At 73.7% G+C, this 21,828-nt stretch carries 20 protein-coding genes and 1 pseudogene; 10 read left to right on the top strand and 11 right to left on the bottom strand.

The annotated features are described in order from the left end of the window. Nucleotides 1-191 precede the first annotated feature (191 nt). Complete coding sequence (locus AB0N17_RS03890; RefSeq protein ID WP_366009486.1) at nucleotides 192-599, bottom strand: CoA-binding protein; 408 nt, start codon at nucleotides 597-599, stop codon at nucleotides 192-194. A gap of 143 nt (nucleotides 600-742) precedes the next feature. On the opposite strand from AB0N17_RS03890, the gene AB0N17_RS03885 reads away from it, so the two are divergent. The 5 genes from AB0N17_RS03885 (at nucleotide 743) to AB0N17_RS03865 (ending at nucleotide 7,173) form a co-directional block, all read left to right on the top strand. Then, nucleotides 743-1,687 carry a hypothetical protein gene (locus AB0N17_RS03885; RefSeq protein WP_366009484.1) on the top strand — a complete coding sequence of 315 codons (945 nt, stop codon included), beginning with the start codon at nucleotides 743-745 and terminating at the stop codon, nucleotides 1,685-1,687. Then, the gene (locus AB0N17_RS03880; protein ID WP_366009483.1) at nucleotides 1,684-2,226 is read left to right on the top strand and encodes a histidine phosphatase family protein; all 543 of its coding nucleotides are present in this window, start codon (nucleotides 1,684-1,686) and stop codon (nucleotides 2,224-2,226) included. The genes AB0N17_RS03885 and AB0N17_RS03880 overlap by 4 nt, the downstream gene beginning before the upstream one ends. Before the next feature lie 62 nt (nucleotides 2,227-2,288). After that, complete coding sequence (locus tag AB0N17_RS03875; protein ID WP_366009482.1) at nucleotides 2,289-2,915, top strand: YigZ family protein; 627 nt, start codon at nucleotides 2,289-2,291, stop codon at nucleotides 2,913-2,915. Nucleotides 2,916-3,022: 107 nt separating this feature from the next. Continuing rightward, nucleotides 3,023-4,186 (top strand): exonuclease SbcCD subunit D, encoded by a 1,164-nt coding sequence (locus AB0N17_RS03870; protein WP_366009481.1) that lies wholly within the window; start codon nucleotides 3,023-3,025, stop codon nucleotides 4,184-4,186. Further along, nucleotides 4,183-7,173, top strand: coding sequence for an SMC family ATPase (locus AB0N17_RS03865; protein ID WP_366009480.1), 2,991 nt, complete (start codon nucleotides 4,183-4,185; stop codon nucleotides 7,171-7,173). The genes AB0N17_RS03870 and AB0N17_RS03865 overlap by 4 nt, the downstream gene beginning before the upstream one ends. A 23-nt stretch (nucleotides 7,174-7,196) precedes the next feature. Here AB0N17_RS03865 and AB0N17_RS03860 read toward each other — a convergent pair whose 3' ends face one another. Then, entirely contained in the window at nucleotides 7,197-7,643 is a 447-nt protein-coding gene (locus tag AB0N17_RS03860) for an Lrp/AsnC family transcriptional regulator (protein WP_366009479.1), read from the bottom strand. Nucleotides 7,644-7,737: 94 nt separating this feature from the next. On the opposite strand from AB0N17_RS03860, the gene AB0N17_RS03855 reads away from it, so the two are divergent. Further along, on the top strand, nucleotides 7,738-8,214 hold the full coding sequence (locus tag AB0N17_RS03855) for a rhodanese-like domain-containing protein (protein WP_366009478.1): 477 nt from the start codon (nucleotides 7,738-7,740) through the stop codon (nucleotides 8,212-8,214). Between the two features lie 26 nt (nucleotides 8,215-8,240). After that, nucleotides 8,241-8,756 carry an immunity 21 family protein gene (locus tag AB0N17_RS03850; protein ID WP_366009477.1) on the top strand — a complete coding sequence of 172 codons (516 nt, stop codon included), beginning with the start codon at nucleotides 8,241-8,243 and terminating at the stop codon, nucleotides 8,754-8,756. 22 nt (nucleotides 8,757-8,778) lie between these two features. Here AB0N17_RS03850 and AB0N17_RS03845 read toward each other — a convergent pair whose 3' ends face one another. The 4 genes from AB0N17_RS03845 to AB0N17_RS03830 form a co-directional block, all read right to left on the bottom strand. After that, nucleotides 8,779-10,008, bottom strand: coding sequence for a cytochrome P450 (locus tag AB0N17_RS03845; protein WP_366009476.1), 1,230 nt, complete (start codon nucleotides 10,006-10,008; stop codon nucleotides 8,779-8,781). Nucleotides 10,009-10,044: 36 nt separating this feature from the next. After that, nucleotides 10,045-11,436, bottom strand: a complete 1,392-nt coding sequence (locus AB0N17_RS03840; protein ID WP_366009475.1) for an FAD/NAD(P)-binding oxidoreductase — start codon at nucleotides 11,434-11,436, stop codon at nucleotides 10,045-10,047. Beyond that, nucleotides 11,426-11,674 (bottom strand): ferredoxin, encoded by a 249-nt coding sequence (locus tag AB0N17_RS03835; RefSeq protein WP_366009473.1) that lies wholly within the window; start codon nucleotides 11,672-11,674, stop codon nucleotides 11,426-11,428. Before AB0N17_RS03835 ends, AB0N17_RS03840 begins: the two co-directional genes overlap by 11 nt. Before the next feature lie 142 nt (nucleotides 11,675-11,816). Beyond that, entirely contained in the window at nucleotides 11,817-12,524 is a 708-nt protein-coding gene (locus tag AB0N17_RS03830; RefSeq protein ID WP_366009472.1) for a hypothetical protein, read from the bottom strand. 210 nt (nucleotides 12,525-12,734) lie between these two features. On the opposite strand from AB0N17_RS03830, the pseudogene AB0N17_RS03825 reads away from it, so the two are divergent. After that, a pseudogene (locus tag AB0N17_RS03825) lies at nucleotides 12,735-13,075 on the top strand (SDR family oxidoreductase); the annotation flags it as partial. Nucleotides 13,076-13,096: 21 nt separating this feature from the next. On the opposite strand, the gene AB0N17_RS03820 reads toward AB0N17_RS03825, so the two are convergent. Beyond that, the gene (locus AB0N17_RS03820) at nucleotides 13,097-14,785 is read right to left on the bottom strand and encodes a DUF885 domain-containing protein (protein WP_366009471.1); all 1,689 of its coding nucleotides are present in this window, start codon (nucleotides 14,783-14,785) and stop codon (nucleotides 13,097-13,099) included. A 53-nt stretch (nucleotides 14,786-14,838) separates the two neighbouring features. Further along, nucleotides 14,839-15,324, bottom strand: a complete 486-nt coding sequence (locus AB0N17_RS03815; protein ID WP_366009470.1) for an Lrp/AsnC family transcriptional regulator — start codon at nucleotides 15,322-15,324, stop codon at nucleotides 14,839-14,841. 60 nt (nucleotides 15,325-15,384) lie between these two features. Here AB0N17_RS03815 and AB0N17_RS03810 point away from each other — a divergent pair, with 60 nt between their 5' ends. After that, a complete protein-coding gene (locus tag AB0N17_RS03810) occupies nucleotides 15,385-16,584 on the top strand; it encodes a PLP-dependent transferase (protein WP_366009469.1) in 1,200 nt (399 codons plus the stop codon). 63 nt (nucleotides 16,585-16,647) lie between these two features. Here the strand turns inward: AB0N17_RS03810 and AB0N17_RS03805 are convergent, their stop codons facing one another. The 3 genes from AB0N17_RS03805 to AB0N17_RS03795 all read right to left on the bottom strand — a co-directional run bounded on the left by AB0N17_RS03805 (nucleotide 16,648) and on the right by AB0N17_RS03795 (nucleotide 20,553). Continuing rightward, complete coding sequence (locus AB0N17_RS03805; protein WP_366009468.1) at nucleotides 16,648-18,078, bottom strand: GNAT family N-acetyltransferase; 1,431 nt, start codon at nucleotides 18,076-18,078, stop codon at nucleotides 16,648-16,650. Between the two features lie 234 nt (nucleotides 18,079-18,312). Then, on the bottom strand, nucleotides 18,313-19,896 hold the full coding sequence (locus tag AB0N17_RS03800; protein WP_366009467.1) for an alkaline phosphatase D family protein: 1,584 nt from the start codon (nucleotides 19,894-19,896) through the stop codon (nucleotides 18,313-18,315). Nucleotides 19,897-19,995: 99 nt separating this feature from the next. After that, nucleotides 19,996-20,553: a TlpA disulfide reductase family protein gene (locus AB0N17_RS03795; RefSeq protein ID WP_366009466.1), complete on the bottom strand. Its 558-nt coding sequence runs from the start codon at nucleotides 20,551-20,553 to the stop codon at nucleotides 19,996-19,998. Nucleotides 20,554-21,118: 565 nt separating this feature from the next. On the opposite strand from AB0N17_RS03795, the gene AB0N17_RS03790 reads away from it, so the two are divergent. Further along, complete coding sequence (locus tag AB0N17_RS03790) at nucleotides 21,119-21,601, top strand: DUF3515 domain-containing protein (protein WP_366009465.1); 483 nt, start codon at nucleotides 21,119-21,121, stop codon at nucleotides 21,599-21,601. The last annotated feature ends 227 nt before the right edge of the window (nucleotides 21,602-21,828 follow it).

Genomic DNA, 21,828 nt, shown 5'->3' with positions numbered 1-21,828 from the left:
TACGCAGTCTTAACGAGCAAGGAGGCCACAGGCTAGGGACGCTTTCCGACTCAGCAAAAGAGTGTTAACCAAATTTTGACCCGGGATCTTAGCTGTCTTGGGCGCACCCTCAGTCACCGTCTTGTCACAGGTCAGACCCACAACCGAATGTCAATATTCAGCGGGCAATTGTGAGTAGAAGGAGAGATTCGCTAGTTCAGCAGGGGAATTTCGATGGCCGGGCAACGATCCATGACCATGTCCAGGCCCGCCTCCCGGGTCCGCGTGAAGGCGGCCCGGTCCACGACGCCGAGCTGGAACCACACGGCCCGTGCGCCCTTCGCCACCGCCTCGTCCGCCACCGCTCCGGCCAGCTCGCTGTTGACGAAGACGTCGACCACGTCCACGTCGAAGGGGATGTCCGCGAGGGAGGCGTAGCCCTGCTCGCCGTGGACCGGCTCCGCCTTCGGGTGCACGGGCACGATCCGCTTGCCGAACCGCTGCAGCACGCGCGCCACGCCGTACGCGGCCCGCCCCTGGTTGGCGGACAGGCCGACCACCGCCCAGGTGTCACCCGTCTCGGTCAGAATCCTGCGGATCGTCGCTTCGTCGCCGTACACGGCTGCCTCCTGGGGCTTGGGGAGCTGTTCGTCGGGGCAACGCCACCCCGATGGGTGCGGATTCCCGCCCCGTACCCCGCCACCCTGTCCGGAATCGGCGCAAGGTGCCTGCGTACGGCCGTCCGCCCGCCTACGCTCGCCCCGTGCTGCGCATCCTCGACGCCCGAACCGGTGAGCCCGCCGCCGCCGCGCCCGCCCGCCGCGGTCTGACCCGCATCGAGGCGTACGCCTCCGGCCTCGACCCGACGGCCCTGCGGGTGCTGCTCACCGCGGATCTCCTGGTCCGCGCCCTGGAAATGGCCGGCACCCCGGTCTGGACGACCCTGTCCGCACCCTGCGACCGGCCCGAGCTGCACACGGCCGCCACGACCCTGTCGATCCGCCCCTTCGAGGACGCCCGGGGCCTCGCGTCGGGGCTGGGGGAGGCTCAAGCCATCCATGTCGTGGCGCGGCCGCGCGCGAACGGCGCCGGCGCGGATCGCGAGCGCGGCGGAGCCGTGCCCGGTGGGGGACCGGTCGTGTACGTGGCGCCAGTGGTGTGGGAGGAGACACGGGCACGAGAAGAGGGGGCCGAGGGGGCCGAGGGGACGGAAGGGGCCGAGAGGGCGAGGCCCGACGCGGAGCCGGCCGGGGACGCGCGTGACGGCGACGACGCCCCGGCCCGCGACGTGAGCTCCGCCGGGGTTTCCGCGGCCCCCGCGCGCGAAGGCGCGCCGAGCGCCCGACCGCCGCTCTCCGGTCTCCTCTCCGACCCCGCCGCCCTCCGGCTGGCCCTGCTCTCGGTGCCCCGGAGCGAGGCCGTGCGGCTGGACGGCGCGGTCCTCGGCGAAGCCGCCCGGCAGCTCGCCCACTGGCGGCGGGCCGTGGCCGGATGGGCCCGGCAGCCCTCGCGGCCGGTGCCCGAGGAGGTGCGGGGGCGGCTGCGGGCCGCCTGGGAGGACGATCTCGACCTGCCCGCGGTGCTGGAGGTGCTGCGGGCCGTGGAGCGCGCCCCGGACCTGCCCGACGGCGCCCGCTTCGAGACGTACGCCTACGCCGACCGGCTGCTCGCCCTGGACCTCGCCCGCGACCTCGGGACCCTCGGGTGATCGCGCGGGCGGGCGCCGGCCCGCTGCGCCGTCTGGTGGTGCTGCGGCACGCCAAATCCGCCTGGCCGGAGGGGGTCGAGGACCACCGCAGACCCCTCGCACCGCGCGGCCTCAAGGACGCACCCGCCGCCGGACGCGCCCTCGCCGAGGCCGACTCCCTGCCCGACCTCGCCCTGTGCTCCACCGCCGTGCGCGCCCGCCAGACCTGGCAGCTGGCCTCCGCCGAGTGGGGCACCCCGCCCTCGGTGCGCTACGACCACCGGCTGTACGCGGCCGGCGTGCCGGCCCTGCTGGAGGTCGTGCGCGAGACGCCGCCCGAGGTCGAGACGCTGCTGCTGGTCGGGCACAACCCGGGGCTGGAGGAGCTGGTCCTGGAGCTGGCCGGGGACGGCCTGGACGACACGCTGGACCGGGTGCGCACCAAGTTCCCGACGTCCGCCCTCGCCGTCCTCACCTGGCGCGGCACCGGCTGGCCGGCCCTCGCCCCGGGCGTGGCGCTGCTGACGTCGTTCACGGTGCCGCGCGGGCGGAAGAAGTGAGGGGGGAAGCGGCGTCCACGCGCGCGTGAAGGGCGTCACCGCCCAGCGCATAGGGTGGCGGGATGCAGGACGAGTACCGCACAGTCGCCCGCGCGGGCGTGCACGAGACCGAGATCAACCGCTCCCGCTTCCTGTGCGCCCTCGCCCCGGCGGCCACCGAGCAGGAGGCGCAGGACTTCGTCGCCGCCGTCCGCAAGGAGCACGCCGACGCCACCCACAACTGCTGGGCGTACGTCATCGGCGCCGACGCCTCGGTGCAGAAGGCGAGCGACGACGGCGAACCGGGCGGCACCGCCGGCGTCCCGATGCTCCAGATGCTGCTGCGCCGTGACATGCGGTACGTCGTCGCCGTCGTCACGCGCTACTACGGCGGGGTCAAGCTGGGGGCCGGGGGGCTCATCCGCGCCTACGGCGGTGCCGTCGGCGAGGCGCTGGACACGCTCGGCACGCTCACCCGGCGCCGGTTCCGGCTGGCCACGGTGACCGTCGACCACCAGCGCGCGGGCAAGGTCCAGAACGACCTGCGGTCCACCGGGCGTGAGGTGCGGGACGTGCGCTACGGCGAGGCCGTCACCCTCGAGATCGCTCTGCCGGACGCGGACGTGGACGCCTTCCGCGCCTGGCTCGCCGATGTGACGGCGGGCACGGCGGGCTTCGAACTGGGCGGCGAAGCCTACGGAGATGCGTGACATTCGCCCTGAATCAGGCATAACGGGCGTGCGGTCCACCGGTCATGACGGGCTGATACGGGAGTAACCGCCCGTGATGTCAGACCCGGCCGTTAGTCTCGGGGATCATGAGACTCCTGCACACGTCCGACTGGCACCTCGGCCGGGCCTTCCACCGGGTGAACATGCTCGGGGCCCAGGCCGGGTTCATCGGTCACCTCGTCACCACCGTGCGCGAGCACGCGGTGGACGCGGTGGTCGTGTCCGGTGACGTGTACGACCGCGCGGTGCCCCCGCTCGCCGCGGTGGAGCTCTTCGACGACGCCCTGCACCGCCTCGCGGACCTCGGCGTGCCCACGGTGATGATCTCCGGCAACCACGACTCGGCCCGCCGCCTCGGCGTCGGCGCCGGACTCATCGACCGCGCGGGCATACACCTGCGCACGGAGCCCTCCGCGGTCGGGACCCCGGTCGTGCTGGCGGACGCCCACGGCGATGTCGCCTTCTACGGCCTGCCATACCTCGAACCGGCCCTGGTGAAGGACGAGTTCGCGGTGGACAGGGCCGGTCACGAGGCCGTGCTGGGCGCCGCCATGGACCGCGTCCGCGCCGACCTCGCCACGCGCGCGCCGGGCACCCGTTCCGTCGTCCTCGCCCACGCCTTCGTCACCGGAGGCGAGGCCAGCGACAGCGAGCGGGACATCACCGTCGGCGGGGTCGCCGCCGTACCGGCCGGGATCTTCGACGGCGTCGACTACGTGGCGCTCGGGCACCTGCACGGCTGCCAGACCCTCACCGAGCGCGTGCGCTACTCCGGCTCCCCGCTCGCCTACTCCTTCTCCGAGGCCGGCCACCGCAAGAGCATGTGGCTGGTCGACCTCGATGCCGGCGGCACGGTCACCGCCGAGCGCCTCGACTGCCCGGTGCCGCGTCCGCTGGCCCGCCTGCGCGGCACCCTGGACGGCCTCCTCGCCGACCCGGAGCTGACGCGCCACGAGGACGCCTGGGTCGAGGCCACCCTCACCGACGCGGTCCGCCCCGCCGACCCGATGGCCCGGCTCGCCGAGCGCTTCCCGCACACCCTCAGCCTGGTCTTCGCCCCCGAGCGGGCCCCGGACGACCCCCAGGTGTCCTACGCCCGGCGCCTCGCGGGCCGCAGCGACCGGCAGATCGCGCAGGACTTCGTCGCCCACGTGCGCGGCGCCGGCCCCGACGAGCAGGAGGCGGCCGTGCTCCGCGAGGCCTTCGACGCCGTCCGCGCCGACGCCGCCGTACGGGAGGTGGCGCGATGAGGCTCCACCGGCTCGACATCACCGCCTTCGGGCCGTTCGGCGGCTCGCAGAGCGTCGACTTCGACGCCCTGTCCACCGCCGGGCTGTTCCTGCTGCACGGCCCCACCGGCGCCGGCAAGACCTCCGTCCTGGACGCCGTCTGCTACGCCCTCTACGGCGCGGTCCCCGGCGCCCGCCAGAGCGGTCAGGGCATGACCCTGCGCAGCGACCACGCCGAGCCCCGCACCCGCACCGAGGTCCGTCTCGACCTCACCGTCGCCGGACGGCGGCTGGAGATCACCCGGCAGCCGCCGTGGGAGCGGCCCAAGCTGCGCGGCAAGGGCACGACGGTCGACAAGGCCCAGACCTGGCTGCGCGAGTACGACAGCGCGGCCGGCTCCTGGAAGGACCGCAGCCGCTCCCACCAGGAGGTCGGCGAGGAGATCACCCAGCTGCTCGGCATGAGCCGTGAGCAGTTCTGCCAGGTCGTGCTGCTGCCCCAGGGAGACTTCGCCCGCTTCCTGCGCGCCGACGCCGAGGCCCGCGGCCGGCTGCTGGGCCGCCTCTTCGACACCCAGCGCTTCGCCGACGTCGAGAAGCGGCTCGCCGAGCGCAGGCGCGGCACCGAGGCACGCGTGCGCGAGGGGGACGCGGCGCTGCTCGCCGACGCCCACCGCATGCAGCAGGAGGCCGGCGCCGCCATGGAGCTGCCCGAGCTGGCCCCCGGTGACCCGGGCCTGGCCGAGGCCGTCCTCGGCGCCGCCGCCGTCGCCCGCAGCACCGTCCGCGAGCGCCTCACCGTCGCCCACTGCCGCCTGGCCGCCGCCGAGTCCGCCCGCACGGCCGCCCGGCGCGCCCTGGAGGACGCGCGTGAACTGGCGCGACTGCAGGGCAGGTTCGCTCAGGCGCGGCAGCGCGCCGAACGCCTGCAGGAGCGGGCCGGCGCGTACCGCGAGGCCCAGCAGCGCATGGAGCGGTCCCGGAAGGCGGAGGCCGTCGCCCCCGCGTTGGAACTGCGCGAGGACGCAGAGGAGGAACACTGCAGGGCCGCCCGCGCCGAGGCGCACGCCCGCGCGACGCTCCCCGCCGCCCACGCCGACGCCGACGCCACCGGACTCGCCTCCGCCGCCCGCCGGGCCGCCGAGGAACTGGGCGGCCTGGACTCCGCCCGGCGCGCCGAGCAGCGGCTCGCCGCCCTCGACGAGGAGCGGGCAGGGCTGGACCGGCAGGAGCGCGCAGACGAGGACGTGCTGCGCGAGGCCGACGCCTGGCTCGACGGCTGGGACACCACCCGCGCGGCGCTGCAGACCCGCGTCGACTCCGCCCAGGAGGCCGCGACCCGCGCCGAACAGCTCGCCGTCCAGCGGGACCCGATGCACCGGCGGCTCGGCGCCGCCCGTACCCGGGACGCGCTCGCCGCCGACCTGGACGAGGCGCGGCAGCGCACCCGTGCCTCCGAACAGCGCGCCCTCGACGCCCGCGCCCACTGGCTCGACCTCAAGGAACAGCGGCTGAACGGCATCGCCGCCGAGCTGGCCGCCCACCTCACCGACGGCGAGCCCTGTGCGGTCTGCGGCGCCACCGAACACCCCGCACCCGCCCGCAAGGTCGCCGGACACGTCGACCGCGAGGCCGAGGAACAGGCCCACCGGCTCTCCCAGCAGGCCGACCGGCAGCACGCCGAGGACGAGCGGCGTCTCGGCACCGTCCGCGAGGCTCTGGCCGCCGCCACCGCCGAGGCGGGCGACACCCCCACCGCCCGCCTCACCGCCGAGGCCGACCGGCTGGAGCAGGAGTACACGCGCGCCCGCCGCGAGGCCTCCGCGCTGCACGCCGCCCATGAGGAGCTGCGGCGTGCCGAGCAGGAGCGCGAGCAGCGGCTCGCCGCCCGCCAGCAGGCCGCCGTACGGACCGCGTCCCGGCTCACCCGCCGCGAGACCCTGGAGCGCGAACAGGCGCTGCTGGAAGCCGAGTTGACAGAGGCGCGCGGGGACGCCGGCAGCGTGGCCGCGCGGGCCGCGCAGCTGGAGCGGCAGGTGGCGCTGCTCACCGACGCCGCCGACGCCGCGCGCGCCGCCGACGCCGCCGCACAGCGTCTGAAGGACGCCGACGCCCGTCTCGCCGACGCCGCCTACCGCGCCGGTTTCGACACCCCGCAGGCCGCGGCCGCCGCCCTGCTGGACGCCGCCGCCCACCGCGAGCTGCAACACCGCCTGGACGCCTGGCAGTCGGAGGAGTCCGCCGTACGCGCGATGCTGGCCGAGGCCGACGCCGCCGAGGCCGCCCAGCGGCCGCCCGCCGACCCGGCCACCGCCGAGCGCACGGCGGAGACGGCGGACCGCCGGCTGCGCGAAGCCGCCTCCGCGCGCGACGCCGCCGATCGCTGCCGCGCCGAGCTGGACCGCCTCTCCGCGCGGGCCACCGAGGCCGTCCGGCGACTCGCGCCGCTGCGCGAGGAGCACGACCGCGTCGCCCGGCTCGCCACCCTCACCGCGGGCACCTCCGCCGACAACGAACGCAAGATGCGCCTGGAGTCGTACGTGCTCGCGGCCCGCCTGGAGCAGGTCGCCGCCGCCGCGACCGTCCGCCTGCGGCGGATGTCGTCGGGCCGGTACACCCTGGTCCACTCCGACGACCGCTCCGGACGCGGACGCAGCGGGCTCGGGCTGCACGTGGTCGACGCCTGGACCGGCCGTGCACGCGACACCGCCACCCTGTCCGGCGGCGAGACCTTCTTCGCCTCCCTCGCCCTCGCCCTGGGCCTCGCCGACGTCGTCACCGACGAGGCCGGCGGGGTGCGGCTCGACACCCTCTTCATCGACGAGGGCTTCGGCAGTCTCGACGACCAGACCCTCGACGAGGTCCTGGACGTCCTCGACTCCCTGCGCGAACGCGACCGCAGCGTCGGCATCGTCAGCCATGTCGCCGACCTGCGCCGCCGGATCCATGCCCGGCTGGAGGTGGAGAAGGGAAGATCGGGATCGGCGCTGCGCCAGCGGGGCGTCTGACCCCGCATGAGGTGGGCCGCGGCTCAGTGTCCGAGCGGTCGCCGGGGGAGCGGCGAGGAGTACACGACGCTGGTCGTCACCGAGCCCAGCGCGCCGATCTTCCCGGAGATCTCCTCCAGGTGGGCCATGGACCGCGCGGTCACCTTGATGACGAAGCAGTCGTCGCCCGTCACATGGTGCGCCTCCAGGATCTCGGGCGTCGCGGCCACCAGGTCGTGGAACGGCTTGTAGTTGCCGTTCGGGTAGCGCAGCCGCACGAACGCGAGGATCGGCAGGCCGAGCCGCTCGGGGTCGACGACCGCCGCGTACCCCTGGATCACACCGGCCTCCTCCAGCCGCCGTACCCGTTCGGTCACGGCACTGGGCGACATGGAGACGGCACGCGCCAGCTCGGCGTAGCTGGCCCGCCCGTCCCGCTGGAGGACCTCGAGAATGCGCCAGTCGGTGGCGTCCGGGGAATACACGGTCATCCCGGAGGGATAGCAGGGGATTCCCCGGACGGGCAAGGGGAAGCCCGTGGATTCCCACTTCAGACAGTGCGCCCAGAACCGTAGATTCTCCGTCATGATCACGCGGACCTCCGAGAACCCCGTCCTGCGCGTCGCCCCCGCCGCGCCCGCCGAAGCCGCCGCCCACTTCCGGGCGAGCCTGGCCTTCCACGCCGACGTCTCCGACGTGGCCGCCGCACTCGCGGCCGGCGGCGACCCCGGCTTCGCCGTCGTGGACTCGCGCTCGACCGAGTCCTGGGACCAGGGTCACGTCCCCGGCGCGGTCCACCTGCCGACCGCGCTCGTCGCCGAGCAGGCCGAGCGCCTCCTCGACCGGTCCGTGCCGGTGGTGACGTACTGCTGGGGCCCCGGCTGCAACGGTGCCACCCGCGCGGCCCTCGCCCTGGCCGAACTCGGTTACCAGGTCAAGGAGATGCTCGGCGGCTTCGAGTACTGGGTGCGCGAGGGGTTCGCGTACGAGACCTGGGAGGGCCCCCGGGAGCGCGCCGCGGATCCGCTGACCGCACCCGTGGCAGGCGAGTGCGGCTGCTGACATCCGCCCGTGTAGGTTCTTCGCCCATGGCTCGGTATGCGGATCCAGGTGTGCTGGAGTGGGTGGAGTCGGGCGGCGGCCCCCTGATCGCCGTTCCGGAGGCGGTTCTGCCCTTCTGGGCGGGCGCCGACAGCGAGGAACTCGACACGGACTACGACCGGGCCTGCGAGGTCCCCGGGTACGCGGGTCTGCTCCCGGTCGGCGACAGCGCGGCCCTCGTCCTCGGGGACGAGCCGGCCGCCACCTCCTACCTGCCCGAGCACGGCACCTTCGTACGGTGGTCCGCCGCGAACTCGGAGAGCGAGCTGCTGGCCCGGATACCCGCGGCCCTCGAGACGGCCGTGTGGGACCACGAGCTGCGCTGGAACGTGCCCGGCCCCGTGCTGCTGTTCGACTCGGCCTGGCCGGGCGGCGCCGCGGACCGCGAGGAGCACCTGCGCATCCCCCTCGCGGCGGGCTCGTACGCGGTGCGCGCCGCCTACACCCAGCCCGGCCCGGAGACCTGGGTCGGCCTGGTCCGGCTCAGGCGGCTCACACCCTGACCGCGCGCTCCTCGGCGGCCCGTCACCTCAGATCGTCGAACGCGACACCGAGGTGCCGGGGGCCGCGCAGCACCGCGTTGCGCCGGTAGGGCGGCGGGTCCTCGACCAGGCGGGGATTCACCAGCCGCCGGGCCAGTTCGGACAGGGCGATCTGCGCCTCCAGCCGGGCCAGCGGAGCGCCGAAGCAGCTGTGGATGCCACTGCCGAAGCCGAGGTGCTGGAGGTCCTCGCGGTCCGGATCGAACCGCTCGGGGTCCTTGAACCGCTCGGGGTCACGGTTGCCCGCGGCCAGCACGAGCCAGATGCGCGAGCCCTTCGGGATGGTGACCCCGCGCACCTCGATGTCGGTGATGCAGGTGCGCTGCGGGACGAGTTGCACCGGCGGCTCGTAGCGCAGGAGCTCCTCGACGATCCTGGGGGCCAGGCCGGGGTCCTCGCGCAGCCGCTGGAGGTGCTCGGGATGGCGCAGCAGGGTGAGCATGCCGTTCGTGATGAGGTTGACCGTCGTCTCGTGGCCCGCGATGAGCAGCAGCACCGACGTGCTGAGCACTTCCATCGTCGTCATGGCGCCGTCCGGGCCGTGACTGTTCACCAGGTCGGAGAGCATGTCGTCGCGGGGTTCCCGCACGCGTTGCTCCACCAACCCGTTGAGGTACATGCCGAGTTGCAAGCGCGCCTCCTGCGCGGTCCGCTCGGACTCGGCGCTCGTGCGGGTGTCGGGGTCCAGGCCGGCGACGATCGGGTCGACCCAGGCCCGGAAGCGGGGCTCGTCCTCGCGCGGCACGCCGAGCAGTCGGCAGATCACGGTCACCGGGAAGGGGTACGCGAACTGGTCGACCACGTCGATCTGCCGGGCGTCCCCGAACCCGTCGATCAGTCCGCTGACGATCTCGGCCAGTTCGCCCCGCATGTTCTCGATCCGGTGCGGCCGGTGCGGTGGCCCGAAGGAGCCGTTGGCGATTCTCCGCAGCCGGTCGTGCTCCGGCGGGTCGAGCCGGATGAAGCTCGGCGGCAGGCCCGTCGCCTCGGGTCCGGACACCTCGTCGTCCCCCGGGGCGGTCAGGTTGGCGGCGTCGGAGCTGATCCGCGGATCGTGGAGCAGGGCCTCGATGTCGTAGTACGAGCTGATGAGGTAGGGGCCGCCCTCCTCCTCGTGGAACACCGGTGTCCTGCGGAGCTCCTCGTACACCGGATAGGGGTCGGCACGGTTGGCGAAGTCGGTGATCTGGCGCAACAGGGAGGTGTGCGGCATGGCGGGTCCTCGGTGCATCGGCGGGCCGGGCGGCGGTCAGTGGCGGGCGGGGTGGAACACCATCTGCTGGTCGGCCGGTGAGTAACCGCTGAGGGTCACCATGGGGCCGTGCGTCGGCAGGGACGGGTCGGGGAAGTCGGCGTCCACCGGCTGCCGTCCCTCGGGACGCCGGTCCACCGTCGGGTACTCCACCGGGAACGGCGCGCCCCGCTCGATCTGCCGCGCGTAGAACTCCAGCCACCGGGTGTTGTCGAAGCTCACGGCGGCCACGATCCGGCCCTGGTGGCCGTACACCCCGACGAATCGGCGCTCGGCCAGCGAACCCTGGGTGATCATGAGCTGGTCGCCCATGGGCGGCACCCCGACCGACTTGATGTTCACCCGGAACATCGAGGACCAGAACGCCGGCATCCACAGGTGCGGGCGCCGGTCGGCGCCGCGGCAGATCATGTTGTGCGCGGCGGTCTCCGCCTGCGCCACGGCGTTGCCCCAGTGCTCCAGCGAGAGGAACTGGTAGCCGAACAGCGCGTGCGGGGAACGCGCCACGTCACCCGCGACGAAGACGTCGTCGGTGACGATGCCCCGGAAGTCGAAGGCCCGGCAGCCCGCGTCACAGGCGATGCCCCGGGGCCCCGCGCCCAGCCCCGACCCGTTCAGCCACTCGGTGTTGCGCAGCGAGCCCAGCGAGACGACCACGACGTCCGCCTCGACGATGCTCTCGTCGGAGAGATGGACGGCCCGCACCCGGCCGGCCGAGTCCCCCTCCAGCGAGGTCACCGTGACGCGCGTGCGCAGGTCCACCCCGTTCTCGGTCTGCAGGTCGGCCGCGACCGCGCCGACCACCCCGCCGAGGGCGCCCACCAGCGGGGCGCCGGCGCGCTCCGCGACGGTGACGGGAATGCCCTGCTCCCGGCAGGCCGAGGCGACCTCGGAGCCGGCGAATCCGGCGCCGATGACGAACACCCGGCGCGGTCCGGCCTTCAGCCGCTGGTACAGGTCGGCCCCGTCGTCCCGGGTGCGCAGCAGGCAGACGCCGTCCAGCCGGGCCTCGTCCTCCTTCAGCCAGGGCCGGGCCCGCACGCCGGTCGCGATGAGCAGCCGGTCGTACTCCACCTCGTCCCCGTCGGCCAGCCGGACCCGCTTGGCCGTCAGGTCGAGGCCGGTCGCGGCGACGCCGAGCCGCCACTTCGCGTCGATCTCCCGGCGGTGGGGCAGCTCCGTGTGATGCGGCGAGGCCTTGTCCAGCAGCACCCCCTTGGACAGCGGTGGCCGGTCGTACGGCTCGTACGGCTCGTCACCGATCATGGTGAGCGAACCGGTGAAGCCCTCGGCGCGCAGCGTCTCGGCGGCCCGCAGGCCGGCCAGCGAGGCGCCGACGATCACGATCCGGCCCTCGCGCCGCAGCCAGTCCACGTAGTCAGCGGCCATCGGACGCCTCCTGGACGGACCCGCCGGCCGTCGCACCCGCGGCACCGTCCAGGCCGTCCGCCGTGATCGCCTGCACCGGACAGGCGGCGACGGCCCGGGCCAGCCGTTCCCGCTGCTCCTCGGGTGCGTGCGGGTTGTAGATGAGTGACTCCTCGCCGTGCATGGCGAAGACGTCGGGAGCGAGGAACGCGCACTGGGCGTACCCCTGGCATTTGTTGAGATCGACGACGAGCCTCATCGACGCTCCGCCCTTCCGCGGGCCAGGTCCGGTCCCGCCGCCCGTGGGGCGCGGCTTCTCCGGACGGCGGTCATGTCCCGCTCGCCAGCATGAGAGCCGAGAAAGGATCCCGCCCGTCGGCGGCCCCGTTCGGGTCAACGGCTCAGGATCGGTGGCTCCGGGGCGAAGGCTTCGGGGCGACGTGTTCGGGCAGACGGCCGGGACGGCCGGACGCCAGCAGGATGTGCACGCTGAGCACCAGGGACCAGGCGGGGAACACCAGTTCCATCCAGGGCACGTACGGCGCGACGAGAAGCAGGACCACGGCGGTGAGGAACCCCAGGATCGTCAGCGGGCGCGGCAGGACGCCCAGGCGCCGGCCCATCACCGACATGGAGCACACGAAGACGGCCGCCATCCGCATCGCGTACTCCTTCAGCAGCGTGTGCGCGAAATGGCGGCCGAAGTCCCAGGCGGCCGGTGACGGCGCCACGCCGTCGGTGTGCGTGACCGCGAGGACGGAGCTCGCCGCCGCGGCGGCGCCGAACATCATGGCGGTGAAGACCAGCCCGCTGCCGAGGAAGACGGTGGCGAGGAACCGGTCCTCGACGTCACCGACGTGGGCCCGCACGGCGCCGACGAACCACAGGAAGAAGATGCCGGCGAACGGCACCAGGGCGAGGGCGGTGCGCAGCGCGCTGCGCTGTCCGGAGTCCGTGAACGCCGGTGCCGTGGTGGTGCCCGTCGCTTCGGGAATGGCCAGCCGCAGCAGGACGATCGCCGCCGCCAGCAGCAGCGCGAAGACGACTCCCGCCAGACCGGCGGCACGCGGCGTCTCCAGCACCTCCTGCCCGCGCCTCTGTTCCCGCATGCAGGCCCGCCTCCTCCGTCGGCCCCCGCCACCAGCTAGCCGCCCCCCGGCCGCCCGCGCCACCGCTGACGGCCGTACGGCCGAGCCGGGGCGCCCGCACCGCCGGCCCCGCCCCTGCCCCCGGCCCGTCCGTTCCGTCGCCCCCGCTCCGTGCACCCCGTACCGCGAGCGTCCGGGCCTACGCCCGCCCCCACGCCGTACGCCCGGGGGACGGCCGGCGGGCGCGTGCTGCCGATGACCTCCGGTCAGCACATGGCCGGCGGCGTGCCGGGTGCGCCCACGCCCTGCGGAAGGGTGCTCTCGCCTCGGTCACCCGGTCGCCGTCCGCCACGTTCGCCGAGCCCGGGATCACGGTGAACGCCGTCAGCCCCGGTCCCGTGGACACCCCTTTCGCCACCGGCGAGGGCCGCGCGGCCCTCGCCGCGCGATTCATCTCCGGGCATGGGGGCGCGCCGGACGATCCGGCCCGGCTCATCGCCTGGGCGGCGACGGGCGAGGCGGGCCGGATCATCGGGGAGGTCATCGACGCGGAGGGCGGGTTCAGGCGGTGAGCCCCGGGCCGCGGGCGGCGGTCAGAGCCGGGACAGCTCGTCCACCAGGTCGTCCAGGCCCAGCGAACCCTGCGACAGCGCCGCCATGTGCCAGGCCTTCAGGTCGAAGGACGCCCCGTGCCGCTCGCGGGCCTTCTCCCGGCCCAGCAGCCAGGCCCGCTCACCGAGCTTGTAGCCGATCGCCTGGCCCGGGATCGTCAGGTACCGGGTCAGCTCGCTCTCCACGAAGTCCGCCGGCCGGCTGCTGTGCGCGCCGAAGAACTCCTGCGCCAGCTCCGGCGTCCAGCGCTCGCCGGGGTGGAACGGCGAGTCCGCGGGGATCTCCAGCTCCAGGTGCATGCCGATGTCCACGATCACCCGGGCCGCCCGCATCATCTGCGCGTCCAGATAGCCGAGCCGCTCCTCCGGGTCCGTCAGGTAGCCCAGCTCGTCCATCAGCCGCTCCGCGTACAGCGCCCAGCCCTCCGCGTTGGCGCTGACGATGCCGACCGTCGCCTGGTAGCGGGAGAGGTCCTCGGCGACGTGGGCCCACTGGGCGAGCTGGAGGTGGTGGCCGGGGACACCCTCGTGGTACCAGGTCGACACCAGGTCGTAGACGGGGAAGCGGGTCTGCCCCATCGTGGGCAGCCAGGTACGGCCGGGCCGCGAGAAGTCCTCCGACGGACTGGTGTAGTAGGGGGCCGCCGCGCCCCCGGGCGGGGCGATGCGCGACTCCACCTTCCGCACCCGCTCGGCGAGTTCGAAGTGCGTGCCGTCCAGGTCCGAGATGGCCCGGTCCATCAGGCCCTGCAGCCAGTCGCGGACCTCGTCCACGCCCTCGATGTGCCGGCCGTGCTCGTCCAGGTGCGCCAGCGCCACCCACGGCGTCCCCGCGCCGGGCAGGATCTTCTCGGCCTCCTGCCGCATCGCGCCGAGGATCCGGTGGAACTCCGCCCAGCCGTACGCGTAGGCCTCGTCCAGGTCCAGGTCGGTGCCGTTGAAGTAGCGGGACCAGCGCGCGTACCGCTCGCGGCCGACCACGTTCGGCGCGCCCTCGATCGCCGGCGCGTACACGTCCCGCAGCCAGTCCCGCAGCTCCACCAGGGCCCCGGTCGCCGCCCGGGCCGCCTCGTCCAGCTCCGTGCGCAGCGCCTCGGGTCCGGCGGCGGCGAAGTCCTCGTACCAGCCGCGGCCCTCGCCGGTGTCGATCCACTCGGTGAGCTGCTCGACGAAGGTCGCGGTCGGTCGCGGCGCCGCGAACAGCTTGCGCTCCAGGCCGAGTTCGAGCGACTCCCGGTAACCCGCGAGCGCGCCCGGCACCGCGCGCAGCCGCTCCGCGATCGCCGCCCAGTCCTCGTCCGTCTGCGAGGGCGTCACCGTGAAGATGTCCCGCACGGCGTGGCCGGGCGTGCTCATGTTGCCGACCGCGCGCAGCGGCTCGTCCGCCTCGTGCACGGCGAGTTCGGCCGTCAGCCGCTCCCGCAGCAGCCGCGCGCAGCGCCGCTCCACGGCGCTGTCCGCACCGGGCCGCCGCTCCGCCTCGTCCAGCTTCGCGAGGGTGGTCCGGGCCAGTGCGGCGAGCGCCTCCTGCCCGGCGGGCGAGTAGTCGGGGAGCCGGCTCGAGCTTTCCTTCACGCCGAGGTAGGTACCGGTGACCGGGTCGAGGGCGATGAGGTCGTCCACGTACGCGTCGGCGACCTGACGGGGCAGCGGGCTCTTCGTCTCAGACATGGCGCCCATCCTCGTACGAGGAGGATCGCCGCGTCACCCGGGTCCGGGGGGATTCAGCTCTCGGCGTGGCCGGGCGGCAGCAGCGGACCGCACTCCCACTGCTGGAAGATCAGCCGGGTCTCCACCCGGGCCACCTCCCGCCGCGCGGTGAACCCGTCGAGCACCAGCCGCTGCAGGTCGGCCATGTCTGCCACGGCCACGTGCACCAGATAGTCGTCGGGGCCGGTCAGATGGAACACCGTCAGCGTCTCCGGCAGTGCGCGGATCCGCTCCACGAACGGTCCCACCAGCTCCCGCCGGTGCGGCCTGACCTGCACCGACAGCAGGGCCTGCAGCCCGCGTCCGAGCTTGGCCGGGTCCAGCCGCAGCTGATGGCCGAGGATCACCCCCGAGCGGCGCAGCCGGGTCACCCGGTCCAGGCAGGTCGACGGCGCCACGCCCACCTGCGCGGCGAGGTCACGGTAGGTGGTCCGGGCGTCGTTCTGCAGCAGCCGCAGCAGCTGGAGGTCCACCGGATCCAGTACGACAGATTCGGCCATTGGCCGAACGTAGCACGGTGTTCGATTCCGGAGAACCGTTCGATGTTCACTCTTCCGCCCATGGACACAGCCAGCACCGGTGCCTACGACGACGTACGCGCCGCATCCCGAGCCCTGGCCACGGAGGCCGTGCACGCCGGCCGCGACGATCTGGCCCGCCAGGGCCTGCACGCCCCGCCGATCGACCTGTCCACCACCTACCCCTCGTACGACAGCCGTGCCGAGGCCGCCCGCATCGACGCCTTCGCGACCGACGGCGCCGACCCGGCGGGGCCGCCGATCTACGGCCGCCTCGGCAACCCGACCGTCGCCCGCTTCGAGACCGCGCTGGCCCGGCTGGAGGGCACCGAGTCCGCGGTCGCCTTCGCCAGCGGCATGGCCGCGCTCAGCGCGGTCCTGCTCGCGCGGTCCGCCATGGGGCTGCGGCACGTGGTGGCGGTACGGCCCCTGTACGGCTGCAGCGACCACCTGCTGACCGCCGGGCTGCTCGGTACGGAGGTCACCTGGACCGACCCGGCCGGCGTCACCGACGCGCTCCGGGCGGACACGGGTCTGGTGATGGTGGAGTCCCCGGCCAACCCGACCCTGGCCGAACTCGACCTGCGGGCCATCGCCCACGCCTGCGGCTCGGTCCCGCTGCTCGCCGACAACACCTTCGCCACGCCCGTGCTGCAGCGCCCGGCCGAGCACGGCGCCCGGCTGGTGCTGCACAGCGCCACCAAGTACCTCGGCGGTCACGGCGACGTGCTGGCCGGTGTGGTCGCCTGTGACGAGGAGTTCGCGGGCCGGCTGCGGCAGATACGGTTCGCCACGGGTGGCGTGCTGCACCCGCTGGCCGGCTATCTGCTGCTGCGGGGCCTGTCCACGCTCCCCGTCCGGGTCCGGGCCGCCTCCGCGACCGCCGCCGAGCTGGCCCGCCGGCTCACCGCCGACCCGCGCGTGGCCCGCGTGCGCTATCCGCGGCTCGGCGGCGCGATGATCGCCTTCGAGGTGAACGGCGACCCGCACGAGGTCATCTCCCGGGTCCGGCTCGTCACCCCGGCCGTCAGCCTGGGCAGCGTGGACACCCTCATCCAGCACCCCGCGTCCATCAGCCACCGGATCGTCGACGCGGACGACCGGCGCGGCGCCGGGGTGAGCGACCGGCTGCTGCGGATGTCCGTGGGGCTGGAGGACGTGGACGACCTGTGGGCCGATCTGGACCAGGCCCTGGGGGAGCGGACCCGGACACCGGTGCCGCTGCGGGAAGCCGTGCGCTGACGGGGGTGCGCACGACGACGGCCCGGCGGGAGACCGCCGGGCCGTCCGTCCCGCCGGGCCGGCTCAGTCGCGGCGCGCCGCACCACCGAGCCGCTGTCCGCTCGCCTCGTACGGCGGCCGGGAGGCGGCCGGCGCGGCGTCCAGGCGGGCCGTGATGACCAGCGTGCCCTCCTCGATCTGATAGTCGAGCGGCAGTCCGAGGCCGCGCATCGCGGCGACCATGCCGGTGTTGGAGGCCTGCGTCACCGCGTACACGCTGTCGCAGCGGGCGTCCACCGCCATCGCCACCAGCCGGCCGAGCAGCTCGGCGCCGATGCCCCGCCGCTGCCAGTCGTCCTCGACCAGCAGCGCCACCTCCGTCTCGTCGCCGTCCCACAGCAGATGGCCGAGCCCGACGATGCGGCCGGAGGTGGTCTGGACGGCCAGGGTGCGGCCGAAGCGCGGGCTGAGCAGGTGGGTCAGATAGCGGTCCGCGTCGCCGACCGGACCGTGGTAGCGCATGCCGAGGGTGCGCGGCGAGCAGCGCTCGTGCATCTCCTTCGCCGCCGCGAGATCGCCGGTGTCGGCCCGGCGCACGGTGATGTCGTTGCCCTCGGGCAGCGTCAGCACGTCGCTGCCGTGCGGGATCCGCGGGCCCAGCCGGCTGTCCAGCTCCACCAGGGCCCGGGCCCGGGCGAACTCGGTCGGGGTGAACGGCAGATACGGCCGCTCCACGGTGAGCACACCGCCCTCCGGGGCGGGCAGCCGCATCACGGTGTCCTCCAGCACGCCCTCGACCGGCACCGGCTTCGGTCCCGGGCCCCCGCCGACCGGCGTGCCGGGCAGCGAGCGGATCGTGCAGCGGCCCAGCAACTGGCGCAGGGCCAGCGGGAGTTCGGCGGCGTCCAGCGCGGTGCGCGCCGCCAGGCCGAGCACCCGGGTGGGGGCGTCGACCAGGTCGTGCGCGTCCGCCCGCTCGATCCAGGTGGACGCGCCCCCGGCCAGGGAGACCGCCCGGACGAGGTCGGCGGCGGGCAGCGCGGCCGGCGCCCGCAGCAGGAACTCGTCCACGGTGCCGTCGGCCAGCGGGTGCGCCTGGAGGCTGAGGATGTCGACCTGCCGTGCGGCCAGCGCCGAGCACAGCGCGGCCAGCGAGCCGGGCTCGTCCTTCACCGTGGTCCGCATCCGCCACAACGTGCCGGTGCCGGCCACCTCGCCGGCGCCGGGTTCCTCGGCGGGCCCGGCCGGCCGCGTCCCGGCGGCCGGCCGGGCGCCGGTATCGTCGGCCGGCGGTGCGTGACCGTGGCGCCGTGCCCACCAGGTGTGGAAGCCGGCCGTCGCGGCGAGCGCGATCGCCGAGATCACGAGCAGGGCGGGGCCGCCCGGCCCGTGCCCGATCAGGTTCGCCACACCGTCCGCCACGGCGACGGCGGTGAAGACGGCGGCGAGTTCGACGACGTCCCGCCGCCAGTGGTGCACGGGCCGTCCGTGCCGGGTCCGGGTCACGTCAGACATGTCTGGAGTCATGCAGCCACTGTGAAGGAAGGGTGTTGCGTGATCACGAACGCTTTGTGACCGATGGGTAAAGCATGCTCCGTCCTATTTGCTGCACTTTCTATGGCCGGGTGGGGACGGAGGGGCGGCGGCGCCGGAACGGCGACCGGGCGGCGGCCGGAGCCGCGCGTCGGGGGATGACGCCGACGCGCGGCAGGGTTCCGAGGGTACGGCAGCGGGCGCTCCTGTCGACGGCTACTGGCCGACGCGGCCCGGCTGGAGCGTCCGGGTGAACAGCACCGTGCCGTCGTACTCCCGCAGCCGGACCGTCAGTTCGCCGCTGTCGCCGTCGATGTCGACCTCGCCGAAGAACTGGTAGCCCTCGGCCGGCGAGACGTTGGAGGTGACCGGCGCCTTCACGAACACCCGGTCCGGGCCGAACGTGCCGTCCAGTGCGCTAGCCGGGAAGGCACCGGCGTTGAGCGGTCCGGAGACGAACTCCCAGAACGGCTCGAAGTCCTTGAACGCGGCCCGCGAGGGGTCGTAGTGCTGGGCGGAGGTGTGGTGCACGTCGGCCGTCAGCCACACCGTGCCGGTGATCCGCCGGTGCTTGATGAAGCGGAGCAGCTCGGCGATCTGCAGCTCACGTCCGAGCGGGGCACCGGGATCGCCCTGGGCGACCGCCTCGAAGTTCGCCTTTCCCTCGACGGGGTCGGGCACGACGAGGCCGAGCGGCATGTCGTTGGCGATGACCTTCCACACCGCGCGGGACTTCGCCAGCTCCCGCTTGAGCCATTCGAGCTGCTCGCGGCCGAGGATGCCCTGCGGGTCCACGGTCTGGTCGTCGGGGGAGTTCGGGTTGCGGTACGTGCGCATGTCGAGCACGAACACGTCCAGCAGCGGGCCGTGGTGGACGGTGCGGTAGATCCGGCCGTCCGGACGGCCGCTGACGGTGGAGACCGGGAAGTACTCGGAGAACGCCTGCCGGGAGCGCAGCGCCAGGTCGTCGAGTCTCGTGCCGGCCGGGTACGGGGTGCCGGTGCCGATGACCTCGCCCGGGTACCAGTTGTTGCGGACCTCGTGGTCGTCCCACTGGATGATGTTCGGCACCTGGGCGTTGAAGCGGCGCAGCGCCGAATCCATCAGGTTGTAGCGGAAGTTGCCCCGGTAGTCGGCCAGTGTGGTCGCGACGTGCGACTTCTCCTCGGTGGTGACGTTCCGGTAGATGCCGCCGCCGGGCAGCGCGGCGGTGGCCGCGATCGGACCGTCGGCGTAGATGTTGTCGCCGCTGCAGAGGAAGAAGTCCGGGTCGGTCTTGGCCATCGCGTCGAAGATGCGGTAGCCGCCGATGGACTCGTTGATGCCCCAGCCCTGTCCGGCCAGGTCGCCCGACCACACGAACCGCACGCCCTGGCGCCTGCGGGCGGGCGCCGTACGGAAGGTGCCGGCCACCGGCTCGCCGGTGCGGCGCGGGTCGTCCGGGTCGGCGAGCAGCACCCGGTAGTGGATCTGCTCGCCGGACGGCAGGCCGTGCAGCCGGGTGGTGCCGGTGAAGTCCGTGCCGGAGCCCAGCAGCGGGCCGTGCCACCTGCGCGGGTTGCGGAACGACTCGGTGGCCGCCGTCTCCACGATCATCCGGGCCGGCCGGTCCGAACGCACCCACACCAGGCCGGAGTCGGCGCTCACGTCGCCGGCCTGCACGCCCCAGCCCGCCTGGGGCCGCCCCGAGCGGGCGAACGCCGGGGCCGCGCCGAGCCCCACGGGCAGGGTCAGGGCCGCCGACGCGACGAGGGAGCCGCGCAGAACGCTGCGGCGGGCGGGGAACGGACGATGTGACATGGCTGCGCCTCCAGGAACGGGATCCCGCCAGTGTGCAGAGCCACACCTACGGGGGTGCCGCGGCGCGCACGGAAACCCGGGGTGAACAACGGGCCTTCGTCAGGCCCTTTCCCGCAGCAGCGGAGTGGTGATCTTCTTCAGATCGGGTTCGCTGGCAGCGCCGATGACGGTGGCGGCGATGTGACCGGTTCGGTCGATGAACACACTGTAAGGAAGGCCGCTCTGGCTGACGGTGCCCCGCGGCATTCTCAGGGCCTGACGGCCCTTGGCGTCCATGAGCGTGGGGTATCCGAGGCGATGGTCCTTGATGAACGCCGCGGCGTCGGCCGTGTTGTCGCCGCCGTTGAGGCCGACGACCTGGAGCCCCCGCGCGGCGAGGGTCTTCTGCGCGTGCGCGAGCGTGGGCGCTTCGGAGCGGCAGGGGCCGCAGTAGGTGGCCCAGGCGTTCAGCACGATCACGTGGCCCTTGTAGTCGGCCAGGTGCAGTCGGCGGCCGTCGGTGGTGGGACCGGTGAGGTCGGGCATCGTGGGCCGCTTACCCCTGGGCCAGGTCTGTGCGCCGTCGGAGGTGGTCGTCGCGTCCGTGACGGCCGCCGGTGCCGTGCAGGCTGTCAGGGCGGCACACAAGACCGCGAGGGCGGCTCTTCTGATCAGCATGAGAGACGAGTATGGCAGCCGGGGGTGGAACGTGTGACGGCCGACCTGGGCGAAGCAGAACACCACCTCAGGTGGCGGCCGTCCCGTTCTCCGCCGGCGGGGACTACTTCTTGAGGCCCCATTCCTGCTTGATCCGCGACGGGTTCGACTCGCCCGACTTCATCAGCGTCAGCTGCTGGCCGGACTTCGAGGTGTTCGTTCTTGATGGTGCCGGCGCCACCTGCCGTGCTGTGCTTCAGCGTCCATGTCTGGTACGAGGAGCGCATGTTGCATCCGGCCAGGACGGCAGCGGCCTTGTCCCTGGATCCCACCGAGATGCACACGTCCTTGCCCGGCTTCGTGCCCCACACCTTGACCAGGTGGGTGTTGGCGTACGGGTCGCTCTTGGCCGGGGCGGCCATCTACGGGGCCACCGCCGTTCCCAGCAGAGCCACCGAAGCGCCCGCCATCACCAGGGCCTTCACCGAACGGTTCATGTCCTTACTCCTTTTCGCATCGGGCGGTCCCACGGTGGGATCACACCCCCGGACCGTGCCGGCCAAGTCCTGCCGTACCGTTCGGTTCTGTGACGAACCGAACCCGACGCACCTGGATCCCTCTCGCCGGCGCACTGGCCGTCTGCGCGCTCGGCGTGGCCTTCGCCGTCGTCCCGTCGGCCGAGCGCCCACGGCCCGCCCCGTTCGCCCACGACCCGGCCTGCGCCCGTGTGGCCGGACAACTGCCCCACAAGATGGGGAAGCTGGGCCTGCACCTGCCGGTCACCGACGGCATCGCGGTGTGGGGCGACAACAGCGTCGTCGTCCGCTGCGGCATCCCCATGCCGGACAAGACCTCCGACCCGTGTGTCACCGTCGACGGTGTCGACTGGGTGTGGCGCTACCGGCAGAACAAAGAAGGCCGCAGCCTGCTGGTCACCTATGGCCGCAGCCCGGCCCTCGAACTGTCCCTGGACCGCGCGGCGCCCTCCGACACCGCTCTGACCACCCTGACCCGGGCCGCTTCCGAACTCCCCAGGCAGCGCAAGTGCCTGGACAGCCAAGGCCGGTAACTTCCGCACATCGGCGAACGTACGCGCGAATACGGGGCGGGCGCGACGTCCGCTGGGGAGCTGTCCCAAGGGGCGTTGCCCCAAGAGGCGTTGCCCCAAGAGGCGTTGCCCCAAAGGGCATTGCCTCAAAGGGCGTTGCTCCAAAGGGAGCGGCCCGTTTCCGTCAGGGGGGCACACGGGGCACTGTGCACCGACCCGATGTGCTCGCGGCGCCCCGGCCGGCTGCC

This window comes from Streptomyces sp. NPDC051133 (assembly GCF_040682635.1).
GTDB lineage: Bacteria > Actinomycetota > Actinomycetes > Streptomycetales > Streptomycetaceae > Streptomyces.
Note: the sequence above shows the minus strand (reverse complement) of the source record. Positions and strands in the feature narration are given on the sequence as shown.

Coding starts and splice junctions, on each gene's coding strand:
- AB0N17_RS03800 (WP_366009467.1), bottom strand. CDS start 19,896: ATGTCACATCGTCCGTTCCCCGCCCGCCGCAGCGTTCTGCGCGGCTCC.
- AB0N17_RS03855 (WP_366009478.1), top strand. CDS start 7,738: ATGATCACGCGGACCTCCGAGAACCCCGTCCTGCGCGTCGCCCCCGCC.
- AB0N17_RS03865 (WP_366009480.1), top strand. CDS start 4,183: ATGAGGCTCCACCGGCTCGACATCACCGCCTTCGGGCCGTTCGGCGGC.
- AB0N17_RS03845 (WP_366009476.1), bottom strand. CDS start 10,008: ATGCCGCACACCTCCCTGTTGCGCCAGATCACCGACTTCGCCAACCGT.
- AB0N17_RS03875 (WP_366009482.1), top strand. CDS start 2,289: ATGCAGGACGAGTACCGCACAGTCGCCCGCGCGGGCGTGCACGAGACC.
- AB0N17_RS03820 (WP_366009471.1), bottom strand. CDS start 14,785: ATGTCTGAGACGAAGAGCCCGCTGCCCCGTCAGGTCGCCGACGCGTAC.
- AB0N17_RS03795 (WP_366009466.1), bottom strand. CDS start 20,553: ATGCTGATCAGAAGAGCCGCCCTCGCGGTCTTGTGTGCCGCCCTGACA.
- AB0N17_RS03805 (WP_366009468.1), bottom strand. CDS start 18,078: ATGTCTGACGTGACCCGGACCCGGCACGGACGGCCCGTGCACCACTGG.
- AB0N17_RS03860 (WP_366009479.1), bottom strand. CDS start 7,643: ATGACCGTGTATTCCCCGGACGCCACCGACTGGCGCATTCTCGAGGTC.
- AB0N17_RS03810 (WP_366009469.1), top strand. CDS start 15,385: ATGGACACAGCCAGCACCGGTGCCTACGACGACGTACGCGCCGCATCC.
- AB0N17_RS03870 (WP_366009481.1), top strand. CDS start 3,023: ATGAGACTCCTGCACACGTCCGACTGGCACCTCGGCCGGGCCTTCCAC.
- AB0N17_RS03815 (WP_366009470.1), bottom strand. CDS start 15,324: ATGGCCGAATCTGTCGTACTGGATCCGGTGGACCTCCAGCTGCTGCGG.
- AB0N17_RS03830 (WP_366009472.1), bottom strand. CDS start 12,524: ATGCGGGAACAGAGGCGCGGGCAGGAGGTGCTGGAGACGCCGCGTGCC.
- AB0N17_RS03840 (WP_366009475.1), bottom strand. CDS start 11,436: ATGGCCGCTGACTACGTGGACTGGCTGCGGCGCGAGGGCCGGATCGTG.
- AB0N17_RS03835 (WP_366009473.1), bottom strand. CDS start 11,674: ATGAGGCTCGTCGTCGATCTCAACAAATGCCAGGGGTACGCCCAGTGC.
- AB0N17_RS03850 (WP_366009477.1), top strand. CDS start 8,241: ATGGCTCGGTATGCGGATCCAGGTGTGCTGGAGTGGGTGGAGTCGGGC.